Raw genomic sequence first — 20,354 nt, 5'->3', positions numbered from 1 at the left:
GGCTGGGCCCATGCGCAGCCTGGAGCAGATCGAGAAGTGGCCGGCCCCGCACGCGGCGGCGGCCGTGGTGCGGGCCGACGGGACCGTGGCGGGCAGCCACGGCGACACCGCCCGCACGTTCCGGCTGGCCTCGGTGACCAAGCTGCTCACCGCCTACACGGCGCTGATCGCGATCGAGGAGGGCGTGGTGGAGCTCGACACGCCGGCCGGGCCGGAGGGGGCGACCGTCCGGCACCTGCTCGCGCACACCGCGGGGCTCGGCTTCGACTCCGACCGCGTGATGGCCCGGCCGGGCACCCGGCGCATGTACTCCAACGCCGGGTTCCAGGTCCTGGGCGACACGCTGGCCGAGCATTCGGGAATTCCGTTCGCCGACTACCTGTCCGAGGCGCTGCTGGCCCCGCTCGGGATGACCGCGACCCGGCTGGAGGGCTCGCCCGGCGCGGGCGGGGTGTCCAGTGTGGACGACCTGGTGCGGTTCGCGGCGGAGCTGCAGGCGCCGAAACTGCTCGACCCGGCGACGCTGGCCGGGGCGACGACGGTCGCGTTCCCCGGGCTGAACGGCGTGCTGCCGGGCCTGGGGCACCAGAAGCCCAACGACTGGGGGCTGGGCTTCGAGATCCGGGACCACAAGGGTCCACACTGGACGGGTGCGTCCAGCTCGCCCCGCACCTTCGGGCACTTCGGCCAGTCCGGCACGTTCCTGTGGGTCGACCCCGACGCGCGCGCCGCATGCGTCGTGCTGACGGACCTGGACTTCGGCCCCTGGGCGATCGAGGCGTGGCCGCCCTTCACCGACGCGGTGCTCGCCGAACTCCGCGGCTGATCACGCCCCCGCTCCGCGGAGAGGCGCCCCGCCTCACAAGGTCATGACGCGGACCGGGTTCCCGGCCTGCCAGGCCGCGATGTCCTCGACCGCGTCGCGGTAGAAGATCTCGTACACCTCGCGCGTGACGTAACCCAGGTGCGGGGTCAGCGTCGCGTTGCGCATCGCCCGCAGGGGGTGGTCGGCGGGCAGCGGTTCGATGTCGTAGACGTCCAGCGCGGCGTGGATGCGGCGCTCCCGCAGGGCGTCCAGCAGCGCCTGCTCGTCGACGATCGGCCCGCGCGAGGTGTTGACCAGCAGCGCGCCCCGCTTCATCGCGGCCAGCTCGGCCGCGCCGACCAGCCCGCGGGTGCGCTTGGACAGCACCAGGTGCACCGACAGCACGTCCGAGCGCGCGAACAGGTCCTCTTTGGACACGGCGGTGACGCCGTGCTCGGTGGCGCGCTCGGCGGTCAGGTTCTGGCTCCAGGCGATGGTTTCCATTCCGAACGCCTGGCCGGCCTTCGCCACCCGCTGCCCCAGGTTGCCGAGCCCGAGCAGGCCGAGCGTCTTGCCGTGCAGCCCGATGCCGACAGTGGACTGCCAGGCCCCGTCGCGCATGGCGGCCAGCTCGGTCTCCAGGTGGCGCATCGCGGCGAGGATGAGGGCCCACGTGTGCTCGGCGGTCGGGTGCGGCAGGTAGCCGGTGCCGCACACCGTGATGCCCAGCCGTTCGGTGGCCTTGAGGTCGATGGCCGCGTTCCGGCGGCCGGTGCTGACGAGCAGCTTCAGGTCGGGCAGCCGCTCCAGCAGCTCGGCGGTGAACCGGGTGCGCTCCCGCATCGCGACGACGACCTCGGCACCGGCCAGCCGCCGCACCAGCTCGTCGTGGTCACCCAGGTACGAGGTGATCACCTCGACCTCGGCCCCCAGCGAGTCCCAGTCCGCGAGACCCCGCGCGACGTCCTGATAGTCGTCCAGCACCACGATCTTCATGGGGACCACGCTAGTCCAGCGGCAGCGGCAGGATGTCGCCCGTCGCCGCACGCAGGGCGTCCCGCATCGCCTCGCGGGGCGCCACCTGCCCGGTGAAGTGCTCGACCTGCCCGAACGCCTGGTGCAGCAGCATGTCCAGCCCGGTCGCGGCCCGCCCGCCCCGCGCCGCGACGGCTTCGGCCAGTGGCGTCGGCCACGGGTGGTAGATCACGTCGAGCACGCACGGCGCCCCGGCCAGCTCCGCGGCGTGCGCCTCGACCGCCGGCGGGGGCACTGTGCTCACCAGCACCGCGCAGTCCGCGGCGAGCTTGCCGAAGTCCGCCTCCGCCCACAGCCGCACGTCGGCCTCGACCCCGGCCCGGCCGGCGGCCTCGACCGTCTCCCGGGCCCGCGCCGGGTCGCGGACCACGAGCACCGCGCGCCGGATGCCCAGCGACGCGAACGCCACGACGGTGGCCGCGGCGGTGCCCCCGGCACCGAGGACCAGGCCGGTGTCCCCACCGGCGAACCCGCCCGCGCAGCGCAGCGCCCCGGCGACCCCGGCCACGTCGGTGCAGTCGGCGAACCACCCGTCCGCGGTCGGCACCAGCGTGTTCGCCGCGCCCGCGGCCACCGCGACCGGGCTGGCCGCGGTCGCGAACTCCAGTGCCGCGCGCTTGCCCGGCATCGTCACCGACAGCCCGGCCCACTCCGGGCCCAGACCGCGGACGAACCCGGGCAAGCCGGCCGCGTCCACCTCGACCCGCTCGTAGGTCCAGCCGTCCAGGCCCAGCGCCGCGTACGCGGCGGTGTGCAGGACCGGGGACAGCGAGTGCGCCACCGGCTTGCCCAGCACCGCCGCCCTGCGCTCAGTAGGCACCGCGTTCCCTCGCCAGGTCCTGGTTCTGCCGGTGGGTCGGGAGGTCGGCCGCGAAGCACGACAACCCGTTCTTCTCGCACTTGACGAAGTACACGTAGTTGCCCTGCGAGGGCTTCTCGGCGGCCTCGATCGCCTCCGGGCTGGGCGCCCCGATCGGCGTCGGGGGCAGACCGTTCACCTTGTACGTGTTGTACGGGCCGGGCCGCTCGCGGTCGGCGTCGGTCGTGGTCACGACCGGCTTGTCCAGCAGGTAGTTCACGGTCGAGTCCAGCTGCAGGCGCATGTTCTGCCCCAGCCGGTTGTAGATGACCTGCCCGATGTTCTCGAAGTCCTGCTTGACGCCCTCGCGCTCGATCAGCGACGCGACGATCAGCGTCTCGTACGGCGTGCGGCCCTGGAACTGGGAGGTCGCGCCCAGCCCGGCGGCCTGCAGCCGGGTCGCCGACGTTTTGAGCACGGACGAGAGCAGCTCGGTCGCGGTCCAGCCCGGCTTGACGTCGTACACGCCGGGGGTCACCAGGCCCTCGATGCGGCGTGCGTCGGCCGACGCGCCCGCCACGCGCGCCGCCCAGTCCGGCACGCCCAGGGCGACCAGGTCGGCCTTCGCCGCCGTGTCCCGCAGCTCCTCCACCGGGATGCAGGTGCTCCTGCCGTTGAGCTCGGCGCACGAGGCCTTCGACAGCAGTGAGAACACGCCGGGGGTCACCGTGCCGTCGGGCTGCGTGATGTCGTCCAGCTGCGTGCCCGCCCGCACCTGCAGCACCCCGACCCGCGAGCCGTTCTGGGTCAGCTTCGCCACCGCGGCCGCGCCGGACATCTTCGTCTTCACGACGTAGTAGCCCGGCTGCAGGCTCAGCACCTTCGAGTTGTCCTCGCTGGCCTTGACGAACGCCTTGGCGCTGGCCACCACGCCCGCGCCGGCCAGCTCCTGGCCGATGGCGCCGGTGGAGTCGCCCGCGCTGATCTCGATCAGCACGTCGTTCTCGCCGTCGCCCTCGTAGTCGTCGTAGCCGAAGACGGCGTCGATGCCGTACCACGCGCCGCCGCCGATGACCGCCAGCACCACGAGCGCGACCAGCCAGCGCAGCGGCCCGCGCTTGCGGCCGGTGCGGACCGGTTCGCCGTCGTCCGGGTCGGCCGGCTCGATGTACTCGGGCTCGGCGCGCTCCTCCTCGGCGTTCTCCGGGTAGTCGTCGTAATCGTCGTACTCGTAGTCGTCCTCGAGGTGGATGATCTCGGTGGGCGACTCGTCGGCGGGCGGCTGCGGGCGCCGGGGACGCCGCGGCGGAGGCGGCGGCAGCTCGTCGAACAGGTCGAGGCCGTGGTCCGGCGGCGCCGGACGGCGCGCCGGCGGGCGGCGAGCCGGCTGCGGCGGTGGCTCGGGCGGTGCCGGCCGTGCCTGCGGCGGCTCGGGTCGTGCCTGCGGCGGCTCGGGTCGTGCCTGCGGCGGTTCGGGCGGTGCCGGCCGTGCCGGCGGCGGTGCGGGTCGTGCCTGCGGCGGTTCTGGTCGCGCCTGCGGCGGCTCGGGTCGTGCGTGCCGCGGCGCGCCGGGACGGCGGGGCGGCACGCCACGCTCTCCGCGCGGCGGGACCGGCGGCGGGGGCGGCATAGGCGCGCGGCGCCGGGGCGAACCGGGGCGCGGGGGGTGCTCGTTGGTCACGCGTCACCTGCCCGCGCGCGGTGGGCGGCGCGCCCGTCGATCCAGGCCTGCAGGATTTCCACCGCGGCGGCCTGGTCGACGACGGCGCGCTGCTTGCGGCCCTTGACCCCCCGCTGGGACAGCATGCGGGACGCGCTCACCGTGGTGAGGCGCTCGTCGGCGAGCCGCACCGGGACCGGCGCGATCCGCCCGGCCAGGGCGTCGGCGTAGTCGGCGGCGATCTGCGCGGCCGAACCGTGGCGGTCGGCGAGCGTGCGCGGCAGTCCCACGATCACCTCCACCACCTCGTGTTCGGCCACCAGTGCGGCCAGCTGCTCGAGATCGCTGTCGCTGTGCGCATCACGCGACAGGGTAACCAGAGGAGTGGCGAGCACGGGCGCCGGATCACTGAGCGCCACACCGACCCGGACAGATCCGACGTCGACGCCGAGCCGCCGGCCTGCCCCGGGATCGTGCTCCCCGGGGCGGTCCGGTTTGCGCGCGGTCACCCCGCCGCGACCGCGCCACGCAGCGCCGTGATGGCCTGCTCGATGCCCGCCGGGTTGCTGCCACCGCCCTGCGCGAGGTCCGGCTTGCCGCCACCGCGGCCGCCGACGGCCTCGGCGAACGAGGGCACCAGCTTGCCCGCGGCGAAGCCCTTGTCCCGCGCCGCGGCCGTGGTCGCCACGACGAAGCTGAGCTTCTCGCCCTGCGGCGCGAACAGCGCGACCACACCGGGCCGCGAGCCGAGCCGGTTGCGGACCTCCTGGGCGAGCGAGCGCAGCGCGCCCGCGTCGACGTCGCCGTCCACCTTCTCGGCGACGAGCGCGACGCCCTGGACGTCGGCCGCCTTGTCCGCGAGCGAGCCGGCCGAGCCGAGCACCTGCTGGGTGCGCAGCTGGGCGATCTCCTTCTCCGCGTTGCGCAGGCGCGACAGCACGTCCTCGATGCGGGAGGGCAGCGCCTCGCTGGGCACCTTGAAGGTGCTCGCCAGCTGCGAGACCAGCAGCTGCTCCTTGCGCACGTGCTTGAGCGCGTCGGTGCCCACCAGCGCCTCGACGCGGTGCACACCGGACCCGATCGAAGAGTCCGACACCAGCTTCACCAGGCCCAGCTCGCCGATGCGGCCCACGTGGGTGCCACCGCACAGCTCACGCGAGTACTCGCCCATGTCCACGACGCGGACGTTGTCGCCGTACTTCTCGCCGAACAGCGCGATCGCGCCCAGCTCGAGCGCCTTGTCCTTGGTCGTGGTGTAGGCCTGCACCTCGACGTCGTTCTGGAGGTAGTCGTTGACCTCCTCCTCGACCTCGGTCAGCACGTCGGTGGAGACCGGGCCGGGGGTGGTGAAGTCGAACCGCATGCGGCCCGGCGAGTTCAGCGAACCGGCCTGCGCGGCGCGGCGGCCGTAGGCGCCGCGCACCGCGGCGTGCACCAGGTGCGTGGCCGAGTGCGAGCGCGCGATCGAACCGCGGCGCGTCTGGTCCACCGACCCGGTCACCTCGGTGTCCAGGCCGATCTCGCCCGCGACCACCTCGACCCGGTGCACCCACAGGCCGGGCACGACCTTCTGCACGTCGACGACCCTGGCCTCGCCCGCGGACCCGATGAGCACACCGGTGTCGGCCACCTGGCCACCGCTTTCGGCGTAGAACGGGGTCCGGTCGAGGATCAGCTCCGCCTTGTCGCCCTCGCGCACGACCGGCACGCCCTGGCCGTCCTTGAGCAGGCCGATGACCTTGGCCGAGGCCTGCAGATCGGTGTAGCCGAGGAAGTCGGTCTCGCCGTGCCGCTCCAGCATCTCGCGGTAGACCGACAGGTCACCGTGGCCCTTCTTGCGGGCCGCCGCGTCGGCCTTCGCACGCTGGCGCTGCTCCTCCATCAGCGTCCGGAACCCGTCCTCGTCCACCGACAGCCCCTGCTCGGAGGCCATTTCGAGGGTCAGGTCGATCGGGAACCCGTAGGTGTCGTGCAGCTGGAACGCGCGGTCGCCGGCCAGCACGCTGCCGCCGGCCTTCTTCGTCTCCGCCGCGGCGAGGTCGAAGATCCGCGACCCGCTGGTCAGGGTCTGCAGGAACGCCTCCTCCTCGACCCGCATGACCTCGCTGATGCGGTCGAAGTCGCGCGCGATCTCGGGGTAGGACGGCGCCATCGCGTCGCGCACGACCGCGGCGAACTCGGGCAGCACCGGCTCCTGCACGCCGAGCAGGCGCACCGAGCGCACGATGCGGCGCAGCAGGCGGCGCAGCACGTAGCCGCGCGCCTCGTTGCCCGGGGTCACGCCGTCGCCGATCAGCATCACGCCGGACCGGGCGTGGTCGGCGATGACGCGGAAGCGCACGTCGTCGGCGTGGTCGGCGCCGTAGCGGCGGCCGGAGAACTCCTCGGCGCGCGCGATCACCGGGCGCACCAGATCGGTCTCGTAGACGTTCTCCACACCCTGCAGCAGGTACGCGACGCGCTCGACGCCCATGCCGGTGTCGATGTTCTTCTTCGGCAGCTCGCCGACCGGCGGGTGACCGTACTTCGGGCTCTGCTCACCTCGCACGTCCTGCATGAAGACGAGGTTCCAGATCTCCAGGTAGCGGTCCTCGTCGACGACCGGGCCGCCCTCGCGGCCGAACTCCGGGCCGCGGTCGTAGTAGATCTCCGAGCAGGGGCCGCCGGGACCGGGCACACCCATGTCCCAGTAGTTGTCGCGGCCGTCGCGCGCCTGGATGCGCTCCGACGGGATGCCCGCGACCTTCTGCCACAGGCCGGCCGCCTCCGAGTCGTGCTCGTAGACGGTGACCCAGATGCGCGACGGGTCGAAGCCGAAGCCGCCGTCGTCCTGGGATTTCGTGATCAGCTCCCAGGCGTTGGCGATGGCGCCTTCCTTGAAGTAGTCGCCGAAGGAGAAGTTGCCGGCCATCTGGAAGAACGTGTTGTGGCGCGTGGTCTTGCCGACCTCGTCGATGTCGCCGGTGCGCACGCACTTCTGGATGCTCGTGGCGCGCGGGTACGGCGGCGGCACCTCGCCCAGGAAGTACGGCTTGAACTGGACCATGCCGGCGTTGACGAACAGCAGCGTCGGGTCGTCCAGGATCAGCGACGCACTGGGCACCAGGGTGTGGCCCTTGCCCTGGAAGTGCGCCAGGAACCGCTTGTTGATCTCGTGTGTTTCCACTGGTCAGTCCTCAAGGGAGAAGGCGTGCGGCGAGCGCCGCGGTGGCAGGGGGCGGCGGCGTCGGCGAAGGGTGCGGTGCGGCGGCGAGCGCCGCGGTCAGCCCTCCGCCCGGCGAGCTCGCGCCGGGCGACGAGCCGCGTGCCGGCCCTCGGAGGGGCGCGGGGTCGCCACCCCGGACCGGTCCTCCACCATCTCGCGCAACTCCTGTTCCCGCTCGCTCATCCCGGCGCGCACGTCCGCGCCGAACGTGCCGATGGCGCCGGCCAGCTCGGACACGGCGTCACCCAGGTTCGAGGCTAACCCCGCCGGCGACGCTTGACGAGCGGTTTGGGTGGCCTTGCGGGACAACGCGACGCCGGTCACGACGCCGACGCCGAGCCAGAACAGTCGCTTCACTTGCGGCCCCGCTTCCGCGAGTGCCTGCCCTCGATGCCCGCCTTGGCCTTGCGGCGCGACCGGATGGCCTTGCTCAGGCCGTAGGACAGCGCGGCGGTCTTGACCAGCGGGCCGCCCAGCGTCGCGGTGAACACCGACGACAGCGCGGAGACGTTGCCGCTGACGGCCTGCGCGTTGGCGGTGATCCCGTCGACCCGCTCGAGCTGGGTGTTGACGTGCGTGATCGTCTCGTTGGCGCCCAGCAGGATCGGGTCGGAGTTCTCGTGCGCCTTGCGGATGGCGATCGTCGCCTCGTCGAGCGTGCGACCGAGCTTGATCAACGGGATCGCCAGCAGCAGCACCAGCAGGACGAACGCTCCTGCGGCGATCAACGCGGCGATCTGCCCTGCCGACACGGGCCCTCCTCGGGTGCTAGCGGCGTGAATGCCGGTCAGGTTACCGTGCGTCGCCGTCAGCGGCTGGATGGCCCCTCCAGGCCTCCCGCCAGGCCGTAGACGAGCGTCGCCATGTCCTCGTCGCCGTGCCCGGCGGCGATCGCGGCGTCCAGATGCGCCAGCGCGGCGCGGGTGCCGGCGAGATCGACTTCCCCGCCCGCGGCGTCCAGGACGAGCCGCGCGTCCTTGGCCGCGTGCCGGGCCGCGAACGCCAGCGGGAACTCGCCGTCGATCATGGCGCCGCCCTTGAGGTGGGCGTAGGGCACGTCCAGTGCGCCGCCGGAGATGGCCTCGAGGAACAGCTTCGGGTCGACGCCGAGCGCCTGCGCCAGCGCGATGCTCTCGGCTGTGCCGTTGGTCAGCGCCAGCACCCACGCGTTCGCGGCGAGCTTGAGCCTGCTGCCCGCCCCGGCCGGGCCGATCCACATCGTGCGACCGCCGACCGCGTCGAACACCGGCGCGCAGCGCTCCCGCAGGTCGTCCGGACCGGACGCCAGCACGACGAGCGTGCCGTCCTCGGCCGGTTTGCGCGTGCCGAGCACAGGGGCGTCGACGAAGCGGAGATCCAGGTCCGCGGCGAGGCCGGCCAGTCTCGTCGTCCACTCCGGACCGACGGTGCTCGTCTGCAGCCACACCGCGCCGGCGGGGACGGCCCCGCGTGTGGTCTCGACAACGTCGTGGACGGCCTGGCCGTCGCTGAGCATGGTGAGGACGAAGTCCGCGCCGGCGACCGCCTCGGCGGGGGTGGCGGCGACGGTGCAGCCCTTGTCCTCCAGCGGCTCGGCCTTGTCGCGGGTGCGGTTCCACGCCTGGACGGTCAGGCCCGCGGCGGCGAGGTTGGCGGCCATCGGCAGGCCCATGATCCCGGTGCCGAGCACGGCGACTGTGGTTTCGGTGTCGGGCATGCCCCGATGATGGCACCGGACGCGGTCAGCCGCCGCGCACCGACCGCCGCAGCCGGGGGACGCGCTCGGACAGCGTGCGCTCGGCGCCGCGCTGCGTCGGGTGGTAGTAGTCGACGCCCACCACCTCGTCCGGCGGGTACTGCTGGGCCACCACGCCCTCGGGCACGTCGTGCGGGTAGCGGTAGCCCTGGGCGTTGCCGAGTTTGGCGGCGCCCGCGTAGTGACCGTCGCGCAGGTGCGGCGGGACGGTGCCGAGCCGGCCCGCGCGGACGTCGGCGAGCGCGGCGTCGATACCGGTGACGACCGCGTTCGACTTCGGCGCCGTGGCCAGGTGGATGGTGGCCTGGGCCAGCGCGAGCCTGCCCTCCGGCATGCCGATGAACTGCACCGCGTGCGCGGCGGCGACCGCGGTCTGCAGCGCCGTCGGGTCGGCCATGCCGATGTCCTCGCTGGCGTGCACGACCAGGCGGCGCGCGAGGAACCGCGGGTCCTCCCCCGCCTCGATCATCCGGGCCAGGTAGTGCAGCGCGGCGTCCACGTCGGACCCCCGGATGGACTTGATGAACGCGCTGATGACGTCGTAGTGCTGGTCGCCGTCGCGGTCGTAGCGCACCGCGGCCTTGTCCACGGTGGACTCGACGGTCGGCAGGTCGACGGTCTTGTGCTCGGTGACCGCGGCGGCGTCGGCGGCGGCTTCGAGGGCGGTGAGGGCGCGGCGGGCGTCACCCGAGGCCAGGCGGACTAGGTGGTCCTCGGCCTCGGCGGTGAGCTCCAGTTCGCCGTTCAGCCCGCGCTCGTCGGTCATCGCCCGCCGGATCAGCAGGCGCACGTCGTCGTCGGTGAGGGGCTTGAGCTGCAGCACGAGCGAGCGGGACAGCAGCGGCGAGACGACGGAGAACGACGGGTTCTCGGTGGTGGCGGCGACGAGGAGGACGGTCCGGTCCTCGACGGCGCCGAGAAGGGCGTCCTGCTGGGTCTTGGAGAAGCGGTGCACCTCGTCGATGAACAGGACGGTGTTCTCGGCGTTGTACTTGCGGCGGCGCCGGGCCTCTTCGATGACGCCGCGGACCTCCTTGACGCCCGCGGACAGGGCGGACAGGGCCACGAAGCGGCGGCCGGTGGCGGTGGAGACCAGGTTCGCCAGCGTGGTCTTGCCGGTGCCCGGCGGGCCGTAGAGCAGCACCGACGCCGGCGCGGCGCCCTCGACGAGCCGGCGCAGCGGGGCGCCTTCGCCGAGGAGGTGCTGCTGCCCGACCACCTCGTCCAGCGAGCGCGGGCGCATGCGCACCGCGAGCGGCGAACCCGGCGGGACGGGCGCCGTCCGGGGCTCCGTCACGCGTTCCGGTGGTGGCTCCAGGTCCGGATTCACCGTGAAGAGTTCGTCCTGCACTCCTCCACCGTAATGCGGGACGCGGCGGTCACTGCTCGACGGGCGCGGGTTCCAGCTCGAGGGGCTCGGCGTGGCGAGACCGCACCATCGAGCGGGCGACGATGGCGGCCGCGTAGGGCAACAGGTCCCGGCCGCGGCGCCACAGCCACGGGATGCCCTTGACGACCAGCCAGCCGACGTGGTCGATGGTGCGCGGGGTGATGCCGCCGGAGCAGACCAGGCTGACCGGTGCCGGTACGGCGATCCCGGCGGCGGCGACGAGTTCGGTGACACCGCGCGCGAGGAGCCGGTGGCCCAGCTCCGACGGGTGCAGCCGGTCGACGCTCCAGGCGGCCAGGTCGTAGGCGCCGGGCAGCGCGCCCAGGTCGAGGCAGGCCGCGGCGTGGCGGCGGGTGACGACGTCGATGACGTCGTTCAGTTCGGTGATGCGGGCGGTGAGGGCGCGGCGCAGCGGGCCGGGCAGCCGGAAGACGCGGCTGTGGTCGTGGAAGCGCATCGTGACCACGGTGGCGCCGGCGGACTGCAGGGAGGTGACCACGTGTTCGAGGTCGCGGGCCATCGCGGGGGCGTCGAAGTCCGAGCGGAGCGTGTCGTTCATGCCGACGATCACGACGGCGACATCGGGCCGGTGCCCGAGCGCGGCGGGCAGCTGGTCGGTGCGCACGCAGCGCATGCGGGCGCCGGTGAAGGCGGTGTTGAGGTACCCGGACGGCGGAACGCCCAACGCGGCGGCGACCAACGGGCCGACACCGCGCCAGGCGCCGCCGGGCACCGGGTCGCCGAGCCCCACGGCGGTCGAGTCGCCGAGCACGGCCAGGCGCGCGGCCCGGCGGGGAAGCGGATCGGGGGTCTGGGTGAATTCTTCACGCACCGCAGTCACGTCTGAAGACCATCAGGGATGGACCCGCCCACCACGTGAGCGCCGGGTAACACGGTCCGGACGGCTCAGCGAACGTCTGGGTGTTTGCGCCTGGGCGGTTGCGCCTGGGTGTTTGTGCCTGGGCGGTTGGTGGGTGGCTTGGGGGGTGTGCCGGGGCTGGAGGGGAGGGTCGGGGCTTGAGGGGTCGGCTGGGGCTTGGGGCGCGGTGGGTGTGTTGGAGGGTGAGGTTCGTGGCCTTGGGGTTGGGGGTGGTAGGCGCTTGGCCGGCAGTGGTGGGGCGAGCGGGTGGTCGTCACGGGGCGAGCGGGCCACTCGTAGCGGCGCCTCTGGACCCGTCGGCGCAGGGCGAGTGGACCGTTCGTGGCGGCGCCTCTGCGCCAGTCGCGGAGGAGCGGTTGCGCCGACGGCGGCGGAACGGTTGGGCCGGACGTGGCGGCACGACACGAACACACGAAAGGAGCAGCGGTGCGGCGGCGAGCGGACCACTGGTGCAGCAAACACGCGCGAGAGGGCCATCGATAGCCGCGCGAACGGACCAACCCACGCACCACCGAGCGGGAGTGCCATTGGAACGGCCGCGAACGGACCTATTGTGGGGCGCCCTTAGCTGCACCATTGGCGAGGCGGCGGCCCACACCCGCGGTTCGCGATCGCCGAAAGGCTCGGCCTCACCGGAGTCCCAGCTGACCGAAGTCCCCAGCTCACCAAAGTCCCCGGCGGCTCACCAAGGTCCCCAGGCCACCGCGAAACTCCCACCACACCGACACGCTAGGCCACCGCGGAACTGCCCACCACACCGAAACTCTGGCCTCGGTGGAACACCTCCATGTCCCAGCGGAACGGCGCGCCGCGCCTCAGCGGAACGCCGGGTACAGCGGCAACTCCAGCCCGGGCCCGAACCGCTCATCGAGCGCCGCCGCGACCGTGCGGGCGTGGGTGGCGACCTCGTCCTTCCCGCCGCGCTCGGCGTAGACGGCCAGGTCCTTCCACCAGCTCACCAGCGCCGCCGCGCGTCCGGACGAGACGCCGGCCCGCGCGCGGCTCCCCGGCGTAGCACCACGCCCCGCCGAAGCCGCCCGGCCCGACGAGACCTCCAGACCCGGCGAGACCTCGTGCGCCGGCGAAGGCGCCCGCTCCGACGAGACCGGCGCCCCGGCTCCGGGCGCTGCCGGCATCCCCGGCCGCCCCGCCGAAGTCGCCCGGCCCGGCGAGACCTCCTGCCCCGCCGACGCCGCACGCCCCGCCGAAGTCGCCCGGCCCACCGAAGTCCCACGCCCCAGCGAAGCCGGCCACCCCGGCGCGACGGCCGCCCCGCCGAGGTCGGCCCACGTGGTCACCCACACGAGCAGCATCTGGTGGTCCAGCAGGTGCGCGGTGAGCACTTCGTTGTCCGCCAGGGCCGGCCACACCCCGGACACCTCGGCCTTCCACGCGGCGACCATCGCCTCGCTCATGCCCGTCGGCAGCGCGCGGGCGTCCGCGCACGTCGCGAACGGCACGCGCAGGTGGGCGGCGTCCACGAGCGCGTCCCGCACCAGCCCGCGCTCGAAATCCAGGAACTGCACACCCCCGCTGGTCACCAGGTTGTTGTCCGGGCTGAGGTCCACCGGGCTGAAGGCACGGTACGACGACGCCGCCGACGCCTCGCACACCCGCTCCGCGTACGCCCGCACCTCGTCCGGCGTCCCGACCCCCACCGCCTCCTCCAGCAGCGTCGGCAGGCGCGCGCACGCCACCGCCGGCGTGGTGTCCTCGTCCGGCACGAACCCGCCGAGCCGCCGCAGCAACGCCTCGAAATCGGCCTCCCGGCCCGCGGTCGTCGCGTGCAGGCGGCCCAGCGACCGCGCCCACGACAACAGCGCACGCTCGGCCAGGCGCGCGTCGTCGCCGCGGAGCTTGTCCCACAGGGTGGGCGCGCGGCCCAGGTCGTCGATCACGATCACACGCAGCGGCCCGTCGTGGGCCAGCAGCTCGGGGCACATCCGGTCCTCGGCGGGCAGCGCGGTGAACAGCTGGTAGCTCACCGCCTCCTGCGCGAACGGGTCGGCCACGCCCCGCGGCGGCGCCTCCGGGTAGTGCTTGATCACGAGCGTGCGCGGCAGCCCGAACGGGGACGCGGCGATGCGCGCCCGGACCACCGTCGCCGGCCCGCTGCCGGGCAGCGCCTCCGGGTCCACCAGCCCGATCGCGCTCCCGAAGCGCCGGGTGAGCACGGTTTCGGCGGCCTGGACGGCAGCGTCAACCGCCTCGGTTCCGCTGACCGGAACAGCCGCGGCAACCGGGTCCTGGTCGTCCTCCGTGCCTGGGGAAGTGTCCACCGTCATCGCCTTCGACCCTACTAGCGGGCGAACGTCGCTCACCACAACGATTTTTCCACTTCCGGCAGCGGCCGCACGGTGACGGACGCGCGTTTCCGCCGCCGCACCAGCAACACGACCGCCGCCGCCGCAACGATCCCGGCGAGGTTCACCGCCAGCTGGCCGAACGACTGCGCCGCCTTCGACCACTCCCCCACCACCGCCGCGACCACCGCGTACCCGGCGGCCGGAACGGTCGTGACCGAGATGAACACCCCCACCAGCGCGGCCGATTTCGCCGATGTCATCGACAACATCCCGGCGGCACCGGCGAGCAGCGCGACGATCAGCGAGTACCAGCCGACCCGGTAGACGAAGTCCACGTCGTGGGACTCGCGGAAGCCGCTGACATCCAGCAGCCCGATGACCCAAGTCAGCATCGTCACCCCGGCCGTCACCAGCATCGCGATCGGGAACCCCAGCGCCAGCGCCAGCGCGGCGCGCCGCACGAGGTCCCACCGGCGCAGCACGAGCCCGACCGCGATCGCCGCGAGGGGGCCGAACTCCGGGCCGACCACCATCGCGCCGACGATCGTGACCGGCGAGTCCGTCACGATCCCGACCGAGGCCAGCAGGCACGCGATCGTCAGGAACGCCAGGAACGTGGCGTTGAACCGGGACTCCTCGCCGGTCCGGTTCACCAGTTCCTGCCAGACGACCGCGTCCGCACCTTCACCGGGCGCTGTCGCCTCGGCTCGGTCGGCCGCGTCGGACAGGGCGGTGTCGAGCGCTTCGAGCGTGATCGCGCCGCTGTGGTCGAGGCCGAGGCCGCACAACGCTTCCAGGACCTCGTCCGCGGCCTCGCGGGCCACGTCCGCCTCGATCAGGTCACCGGCCGGGGACACGGCCGCGCCGCGGTGCACGATCAGGTGCGCCGTGCCCGGCCGGTCCCGCAACACGTCCAGCGCCCGCTCGGTCGTGTCCGCCGGAGTGACGACCCGCAGGTGCAGCACCGGCTAGCCCTTCGGTGCGGGCGGCTTCGCGTCAACCCCAGCCTCCCGCCGCTGCTGCGCGGTGATCGGGGCGGGCGCGCCGGTCAGCGGGTCGTACCCGCCGCCGGTCTTGGGGAACGCGATGACGTCGCGCAGCGACTCGGCCCCGGCCAGCAGCATCACGATGCGGTCCCAGCCGAACGCGATGCCGCCGTGCGGCGGGGCGCCGAAGGCGAACGCGTCGAGCAGGAAGCCGAACTTCTCCTGCGCCTCGGCCTCCGACAGGCCCATCACCTCGAACACGCGCTTCTGCACGTCGGCGCGGTGGATACGGATCGAGCCGCCGCCGATCTCGTTGCCGTTGCAGACCAGGTCGTAGGCGTAGGCCAGGGCGCTGCCCGGGTCGGTCTCGAACTTGTCGATCCACTCCGGGGTCGGCGAGGTGAAGGCGTGGTGCACCGCGGTCCACTTGCCCGAGCCCACGGCGACGTCGTCGGTCTCGTCGGCCGGCTCGAACAGGGGCGCGTCCACGACCCACACGAACGACCACTCGCTCTCGTCGATCAGGCCGAGCCGGTGGCCGATCTCCACGCGCGCCGCGCCGAGCAGGGCGCGGGCCTCCTTCGGCTTGTTGGCGGCGAAGAACACGCAGTCGCCGGGCTTGGCGCCGACGGCCTCGGCCAGGCCCGCGCGCTCGGATTCGGAGATGTTCTTGGCCACCGGGCCGGACAGCGTGCCGTCCTCGCCGACGAGCACGTAGGCCAGGCCCTTGGCGCCGCGCTGCTTGGCCCACTCCTGCCACGCGTCGAGCTGGCGGCGCGGCTGGTCGCCACCGCCGGGCATGACGACGGCACCGACGTAGGGCGCCTGGAAGACGCGGAACGGGGTGTCGGCGAAGTACTCGGTCAGGTCGGTCAGCTCGAGCCCGAACCGCAGGTCCGGCTTGTCGGTGCCGTACTTGGCCATCGCGTCGGCGTAGGTCATGCGGGTGATCGGGCGCGGGATGTCGTGGCCGATCAGCTTCCACAGGGCCGACACGACCTGCTCGCCGACGGCGATCACGTCGTCCTGGTCGACGAAGCTCATCTCGATGTCGAGCTGGGTGAACTCCGGCTGCCGGTCGGCGCGGAAGTCCTCGTCCCGGTAGCAGCGCGCGATCTGGTAGTACCGCTCCAGGCCGCCGACCATGAGCAGCTGCTTGAACAGCTGCGGCGACTGCGGCAGCGCGTACCAGGAGCCCGGGCGCAGCCGGGCCGGCACCAGGAAGTCGCGGGCGCCCTCCGGGGTGGAGCGGGTCATCGTCGGGGTCTCGACCTCGACGAAACCCTGGCCGTGCAGCACTTCGCGGGCGGCGCGGCTGACCTCGCTGCGCAGCCGGATCGCGCGGGCCGGGCCGCTGCGGCGCAGGTCGAGGTAGCGGTACTTGAGCCGCACCTCCTCGCCGACGTCGACGCGGTCGTCGATCGGGAACGGCAGCACGGCGGCCTCGGACAGCACCTCCAGGCCGGTGGCCAGCACCTCGATCGCGCCGGTCGGGATCTCCGGGTTCTCGTTGCCCTCGGGACGCCGGGAGACCTCGCCGGTGACCTTGACGCAGAACTCGGAACGCAGCTGGTGGGCGCGCTCGGCCATCTCGCCCTCGCGGAACACCACCTGGGCGACGCCGCTCGCGTCCCGCAGGTCGATGAAGATCACCCCGCCGTGATCGCGACGCCGGGCGACCCACCCGGTGAGCGTGACGATCTGGCCGGCGTGCTCGGCACGCAGGGTGCCGGCGTCGTGGGTGCGAAGCACTGGGGTTGTTCTCCTTGCGAGGCGTTCTGCTCGTGGCGTCAGCAGGCGTTTTCCTGCCGGTATGAGGCTAACGAACGCACCGCGGGGCGAGTCCACCAGGTTTTGCTACAGCAGGCTCAGCTGCTCGCCCGGTGCCGGGCGCTCCGGTTCCCGGGGCGCGGGCAGGCGGTGCGAATCCTCCCGCCGGTTCAGGCCGTGCCGCCGCAGCAGGGGCGCGACCCGCGCGGACAGGGCCCGGCGGTAGGCGGGCATGGCGTAGCTGCCGCGGCCGTAGATCTCGCGGTAGCGCTCGGCCAGGTCCGGCCGGTGCGCGCCGAGCCAGCGGCCGAACCACTCACGGGCGCCGGGCCGCAGGTGCAGCGCGAGCACGGTGGCCCGGGTGGCCCCGGCGGCGGCGATCTCGGCGAACAGCGGGTCCAGCGCCTCCTCGGTGTCGGTCAGGCCGGGCAGCACCGGGGCGACCATCACGTGGCAGGGCAGGCCGGCGTCGGTGATGCGGCGGACCAGGTCCAGCCGCGCGCGGGGGCTCGGGGTGCCGGGTTCGAGACTGCGCTGCAGCTCCCGGTCGAGCAGGGCGATCGACACGGCCATGCCGACGCCGACGTCCTCGGCGGCGGAGGTCAGCAGCGGCAGGTCACGGGTCAGGACGGTGCCCTTGGTGAGGATCGAGAACGGCGTGCCGGAGCCGGCCAGCGCGCGGATGATGCCGGGCATCAGGCGGTAGCGGCCCTCGGCCCGCTGGTAGGGGTCGGTGTTGGTGCCCATGGCGACGTGCTCACGCTTCCAGCCCGGCTTGCGCAGTTGGGCGGCCAGCACCTCGGGCGCGTTGACCTTGACGACCACCTGGGTGTCGAAGTCGCGCCCCGCGTCGAAGTCGAGGTAGGTGTGCGTTTTGCGCGCGAAGCAGTTGTGGCTGACCACCCCGTCGGCCAGGAAGTCACCGGTGCCGGTGGTGACGTCGAACAGGGTCTGCTCCCGCCCGAGGTCCTCGACCGCGACGACGGCCAGCTCCGGGCGCGGCTCGACCGGCTCGCCCGCGATGGCGCGCTTGCGGGTCAGGGCGGGGTCGACGGTGTGCAGGAACCGCAGGCCGGCCGGGAACCCCCCGGTCAGCCTGATGTCCTCGGCGTGCTCGACCTCGAACCCGAGGCTCTTCAGCGCGAGGGCCACGGCCTCGGCGACCTCCGGGTCCGGCTCGGCGATCCGCAGGTCGCCGTGGGCGAACGTGCCCGACTCGTCGAAGACACCGGCGAGGAAACCCTGCTGCCACTGCGGGTCCTCGCCCCGGGTTTCGCCGCGGATCCGGCCCGCGAGGTAACCCTCCCGGTAGGCCGGTGAGGCGACCGGGGCCGTGGCGTAGCGGCCGGTGCCGACCAGCGTGTCGCCGGGCCGGAGGTGCGGGCGGTCCGGTCCGGTGACGTGTTTCCAGCCCTCGGCGGTGAGGAACCGGTGATCGCCGCTGGCGACGAGGCTCGTGCCGTCCCGCAGGGTGATCCGGTGCGCGGGCTTCACGGTGGACCAGTGCGCGAGCACCGTCGTGGTGACGTAGCGGCGGTGGCCGTCGCGGACCTCGGTGCCCTGGATCTCGTCGCCGACGCGCAGGTCGGCCAGCGGCCGGGTGCGCCCGTCGGCCATCAGGATCGGCGTGTCGCCGGCCAGGCAGTACGTGCAGGCGTGGCTGCAGCCGCGGTAGGGGTTGACGGTCCAGTCGAACGGGACCATCGACCGCCCCGGGACCTTGTTCAGCACGGAACGCGCGTGGACCTCGTGGAACGTCACGCCCCGGAACTCCGGTGACGTGACCGTCCGGACCAGCCCGGGCAGGGGCAGCTGCGGTTCACGGCCGGCGCGTTGGTTCTCCCACCTCACCACCTCAGTCGAACACGCGTTCGAAGCGATGTCAACACCAGGACGCCAGGAGGTCGGCCAGCTCCCGCGGGCGGCTCAGCGCGGCCAGGTGGCCACCGGGCACCTCGTCCAGCTCCAGCCCCAGCCGCTCCCGCACGACCCGCCGCTGGAACTCCAGCGGGAAGAACCGGTCGTCGCGGCCCTGGACGAACCTCGTGGGCACCTCCGGCCACTTCTCCAGCGGCCACGGCTGCTCGAAGGGAGTGCCCGACTGCTGCGGCTCGCCCTCGCGCAGCAACTCGGCCCGCACGCCGGGCGGGAGGTCGTGGAAGAAGTCGCGTTCGACGTCCATCTCCTCCGGGTGCGCCTCCCGGTAGCCGGTGGTGGCCCACCACTGCCCGCCGGACTCGCCGGGAACCGGGACCATGGCGTTGAGCAGCACCAGGAGCCGCACGGGGACGCGCTCGCAGACGAGTGGGGCGGTGAAGCCGCCCATCGACTGGGCGACGAGGACCACGTCGCCGCGGCCGCCGATCGAGTCGGCCACCACGTCGGCGTACTCGGGCAGGCCCGCCGAATCGTCCCCGGCGGGCAGGCCGACGGCGATCGCTTCGTGGCCGCGCGCGGTCAGCTCGGGCACCAGCCGGTGCCAGTAGGACGCCTGACCGCCGGCGCCGGGGATCAGCACGAACGTGGCCATGTCACCGCCCCCGCCGCGCGAACTCCTCGGGCGTGGTGCCGCCCGGGAACCGCTCCTGGAAATCGAAGGTGCCGGCCCACTCCGGCCGCACCGCGATGCGCGCCATCTTCAGGCCGGGCCGGTCCAGTTCCGCGACCCCGGCGTCGCCCTGCTCGCCGTAGTAGCGGTGCTGCGCGGCGGCGTACTCGGGCACCACGCCGTCGACGTCGGTCACCACCGCGTTCCCGCGCACCAGCAGCACTTCCGGCGGCGGGCCGGCGCGGTCGATCGTGATCGCGACAGCCGGGCGGGCGCGCAGCGCGGCGATCTTGGCGGTGCCGGCGAAGGTCGACATGACCACTTCGTGTCCGTTCCAGTGGAACAGCATCGGCAGCACGCGGGGCGTGCCGTCGGTGGCCACGTAGGCGAGGCGGGCCAGCTCGGTCGAAGCGAGCAGCCGCCGCGCGACGTCCGTGTCGAGCAGTGCGAGGTCTCCTTGGCGGAGTGGCGGCGTCATACTCCTAATTTAGGAGTAACGAGTGTCACTGCGCTAGTATTTTTTTCGTGCGGAGTTACGACGACCCCTGCGGGGTGGCGCGGGCGCTGGACGCGGTGGGCGAGCGCTGGGCGCTGCTGGTGGTGCGCGAGCTGCTGCTGGGGCCGAAGCGGTTCCGCGACCTGAGCCGCACCCTGCCCGGGATCAGCCAGAACGTGCTGTCGCAGCGGTTGCGCGAGCTGGCGGCTGCCGGCGTCGTGCGGCGCCGGAAGCTGGGGCCGCCGGCGAGCACCAGCGTGTACGAGCTGACCGAGCAGGGCGCCGACCTGGAGGAGGTCGTGCTGGCGCTCGCGCGGTGGGGCAGCCGGCGCCCGGTGCCGGCGGGCAGGGACCTGAGCGCGGACGCCCTGGTCCTGGCGCTGCGGACGACGTTCCAGGACGGCCCGGACTGCCACCTGGAGTTGCGCCTCGACGACGACACGTTCACCGCGACGATCGATTCCGGGAAGTTCTCGATCCGGCGGGGCGCCGCCGACCAACCGCACGCGGTGCTGGCGACCGACCCCCGCACGCTGCGGTCGCTGGTGTTCCTCGGCGCGCCGCTCGAGGAGGCCGAGCGCTCGGGGGCGCTGTCCGTCACCGGCGACCGCGGCGTGGCCGAGCGGTTCACCCACTGCTTCCCCCGCCCGAGCGCCTGATCCGCCGTCGCGCCGACCGGCGTCCGACCCGGCCCGCCGTCCCACCCCTCTGGTCCTTGGTGGAGCGACTGCTTGCCCGC

The 20,354-nt window shown here is 73.3% G+C and carries 18 protein-coding genes; 2 read left to right on the top strand and 16 right to left on the bottom strand.

The annotated features are described in order from the left end of the window. Nucleotides 1–10 precede the first annotated feature (10 nt). Complete coding sequence (locus FB470_RS23690; protein ID WP_306994935.1) at nucleotides 11–826, top strand: serine hydrolase domain-containing protein; 816 nt, start codon at nucleotides 11–13, stop codon at nucleotides 824–826. A 33-nt stretch (nucleotides 827–859) separates the two neighbouring features. Here FB470_RS23690 and FB470_RS23685 read toward each other — a convergent pair whose 3' ends face one another. From FB470_RS23685 to FB470_RS23610, 16 genes are all read right to left on the bottom strand, one after another. Further along, nucleotides 860–1,801: a D-2-hydroxyacid dehydrogenase family protein gene (locus tag FB470_RS23685; protein ID WP_306994933.1), complete on the bottom strand. Its 942-nt coding sequence runs from the start codon at nucleotides 1,799–1,801 to the stop codon at nucleotides 860–862. 10 nt (nucleotides 1,802–1,811) lie between these two features. Continuing rightward, the gene (locus tag FB470_RS23680; RefSeq protein WP_306999443.1) at nucleotides 1,812–2,636 is read right to left on the bottom strand and encodes a shikimate dehydrogenase; all 825 of its coding nucleotides are present in this window, start codon (nucleotides 2,634–2,636) and stop codon (nucleotides 1,812–1,814) included. A gap of 13 nt (nucleotides 2,637–2,649) precedes the next feature. Beyond that, a complete protein-coding gene (mltG, locus tag FB470_RS23675; RefSeq protein ID WP_306994932.1) occupies nucleotides 2,650–4,227 on the bottom strand; it encodes an endolytic transglycosylase MltG in 1,578 nt (525 codons plus the stop codon). Between the two features lie 89 nt (nucleotides 4,228–4,316). Next, nucleotides 4,317–4,808 carry a Holliday junction resolvase RuvX gene (gene ruvX, locus FB470_RS23670; RefSeq protein WP_306994930.1) on the bottom strand — a complete coding sequence of 164 codons (492 nt, stop codon included), beginning with the start codon at nucleotides 4,806–4,808 and terminating at the stop codon, nucleotides 4,317–4,319. Next, entirely contained in the window at nucleotides 4,805–7,465 is a 2,661-nt protein-coding gene (gene alaS / locus FB470_RS23665) for an alanine--tRNA ligase (RefSeq protein ID WP_306994928.1), read from the bottom strand. The genes ruvX and alaS overlap by 4 nt, the downstream gene beginning before the upstream one ends. Nucleotides 7,466–7,561: 96 nt before the next feature. Then, on the bottom strand, nucleotides 7,562–7,861 hold the full coding sequence (locus FB470_RS23660) for a hypothetical protein (protein ID WP_306994926.1): 300 nt from the start codon (nucleotides 7,859–7,861) through the stop codon (nucleotides 7,562–7,564). Beyond that, nucleotides 7,858–8,256: a DUF948 domain-containing protein gene (locus FB470_RS23655; RefSeq protein ID WP_306994925.1), complete on the bottom strand. Its 399-nt coding sequence runs from the start codon at nucleotides 8,254–8,256 to the stop codon at nucleotides 7,858–7,860. The genes FB470_RS23660 and FB470_RS23655 overlap by 4 nt, the downstream gene beginning before the upstream one ends. A 56-nt stretch (nucleotides 8,257–8,312) precedes the next feature. Beyond that, nucleotides 8,313–9,200 carry an NAD(P)-dependent oxidoreductase gene (locus FB470_RS23650; RefSeq protein WP_306994923.1) on the bottom strand — a complete coding sequence of 296 codons (888 nt, stop codon included), beginning with the start codon at nucleotides 9,198–9,200 and terminating at the stop codon, nucleotides 8,313–8,315. Nucleotides 9,201–9,225: 25 nt separating this feature from the next. After that, entirely contained in the window at nucleotides 9,226–10,590 is a 1,365-nt protein-coding gene (locus FB470_RS23645; RefSeq protein WP_306994922.1) for a replication-associated recombination protein A, read from the bottom strand. A gap of 28 nt (nucleotides 10,591–10,618) precedes the next feature. Continuing rightward, complete coding sequence (locus FB470_RS23640; protein ID WP_306994920.1) at nucleotides 10,619–11,461, bottom strand: SGNH/GDSL hydrolase family protein; 843 nt, start codon at nucleotides 11,459–11,461, stop codon at nucleotides 10,619–10,621. An 863-nt stretch (nucleotides 11,462–12,324) separates the two neighbouring features. Then, entirely contained in the window at nucleotides 12,325–13,788 is a 1,464-nt protein-coding gene (locus FB470_RS23635; RefSeq protein ID WP_306994919.1) for a TrbL/VirB6 family protein, read from the bottom strand. Nucleotides 13,789–13,826: 38 nt separating this feature from the next. Then, entirely contained in the window at nucleotides 13,827–14,780 is a 954-nt protein-coding gene (locus FB470_RS23630; protein ID WP_306994918.1) for a DUF389 domain-containing protein, read from the bottom strand. A gap of 3 nt (nucleotides 14,781–14,783) precedes the next feature. Further along, nucleotides 14,784–16,553: an aspartate--tRNA ligase gene (aspS, locus tag FB470_RS23625; RefSeq protein ID WP_306994916.1), complete on the bottom strand. Its 1,770-nt coding sequence runs from the start codon at nucleotides 16,551–16,553 to the stop codon at nucleotides 14,784–14,786. Between the two features lie 105 nt (nucleotides 16,554–16,658). Beyond that, nucleotides 16,659–18,422, bottom strand: a complete 1,764-nt coding sequence (locus FB470_RS23620; protein WP_306994914.1) for an intein-containing Rv2578c family radical SAM protein — start codon at nucleotides 18,420–18,422, stop codon at nucleotides 16,659–16,661. A gap of 31 nt (nucleotides 18,423–18,453) precedes the next feature. Continuing rightward, nucleotides 18,454–19,101 (bottom strand): alpha/beta fold hydrolase, encoded by a 648-nt coding sequence (locus FB470_RS23615; protein ID WP_306994913.1) that lies wholly within the window; start codon nucleotides 19,099–19,101, stop codon nucleotides 18,454–18,456. 1 nt (nucleotide 19,102) lies between these two features. Beyond that, nucleotides 19,103–19,597 (bottom strand): pyridoxamine 5'-phosphate oxidase family protein, encoded by a 495-nt coding sequence (locus FB470_RS23610; RefSeq protein WP_306994911.1) that lies wholly within the window; start codon nucleotides 19,595–19,597, stop codon nucleotides 19,103–19,105. Between the two features lie 47 nt (nucleotides 19,598–19,644). Between FB470_RS23610 and FB470_RS23605 the strand changes: the two genes are divergently transcribed. Next, nucleotides 19,645–20,274 (top strand): winged helix-turn-helix transcriptional regulator, encoded by a 630-nt coding sequence (locus FB470_RS23605; RefSeq protein WP_306994909.1) that lies wholly within the window; start codon nucleotides 19,645–19,647, stop codon nucleotides 20,272–20,274. Nucleotides 20,275–20,354: the final 80 nt, after the last annotated feature.

Source organism: Amycolatopsis thermophila (assembly GCF_030814215.1).
GTDB lineage: Bacteria > Actinomycetota > Actinomycetes > Mycobacteriales > Pseudonocardiaceae > Amycolatopsis_E > Amycolatopsis_E thermophila.
The sequence above is the reverse complement of the archived record's forward strand: the minus strand, read 5'-3'. Positions and strand labels throughout refer to the sequence as shown.

Bases quoted from the DNA above. Each gene is read 5' to 3' on its own strand.
- FB470_RS23610 (WP_306994911.1), bottom strand. From the start codon at position 19,597: ATGACGCCGCCACTCCGCCAAGGAGACCTCGCACTGCTCGACACGGAC.
- FB470_RS23690 (WP_306994935.1), top strand. From the start codon at position 11: ATGCGCAGCCTGGAGCAGATCGAGAAGTGGCCGGCCCCGCACGCGGCG.
- FB470_RS23685 (WP_306994933.1), bottom strand. From the start codon at position 1,801: ATGAAGATCGTGGTGCTGGACGACTATCAGGACGTCGCGCGGGGTCTC.
- FB470_RS23615 (WP_306994913.1), bottom strand. From the start codon at position 19,101: ATGGCCACGTTCGTGCTGATCCCCGGCGCCGGCGGTCAGGCGTCCTAC.
- FB470_RS23650 (WP_306994923.1), bottom strand. From the start codon at position 9,200: ATGCCCGACACCGAAACCACAGTCGCCGTGCTCGGCACCGGGATCATG.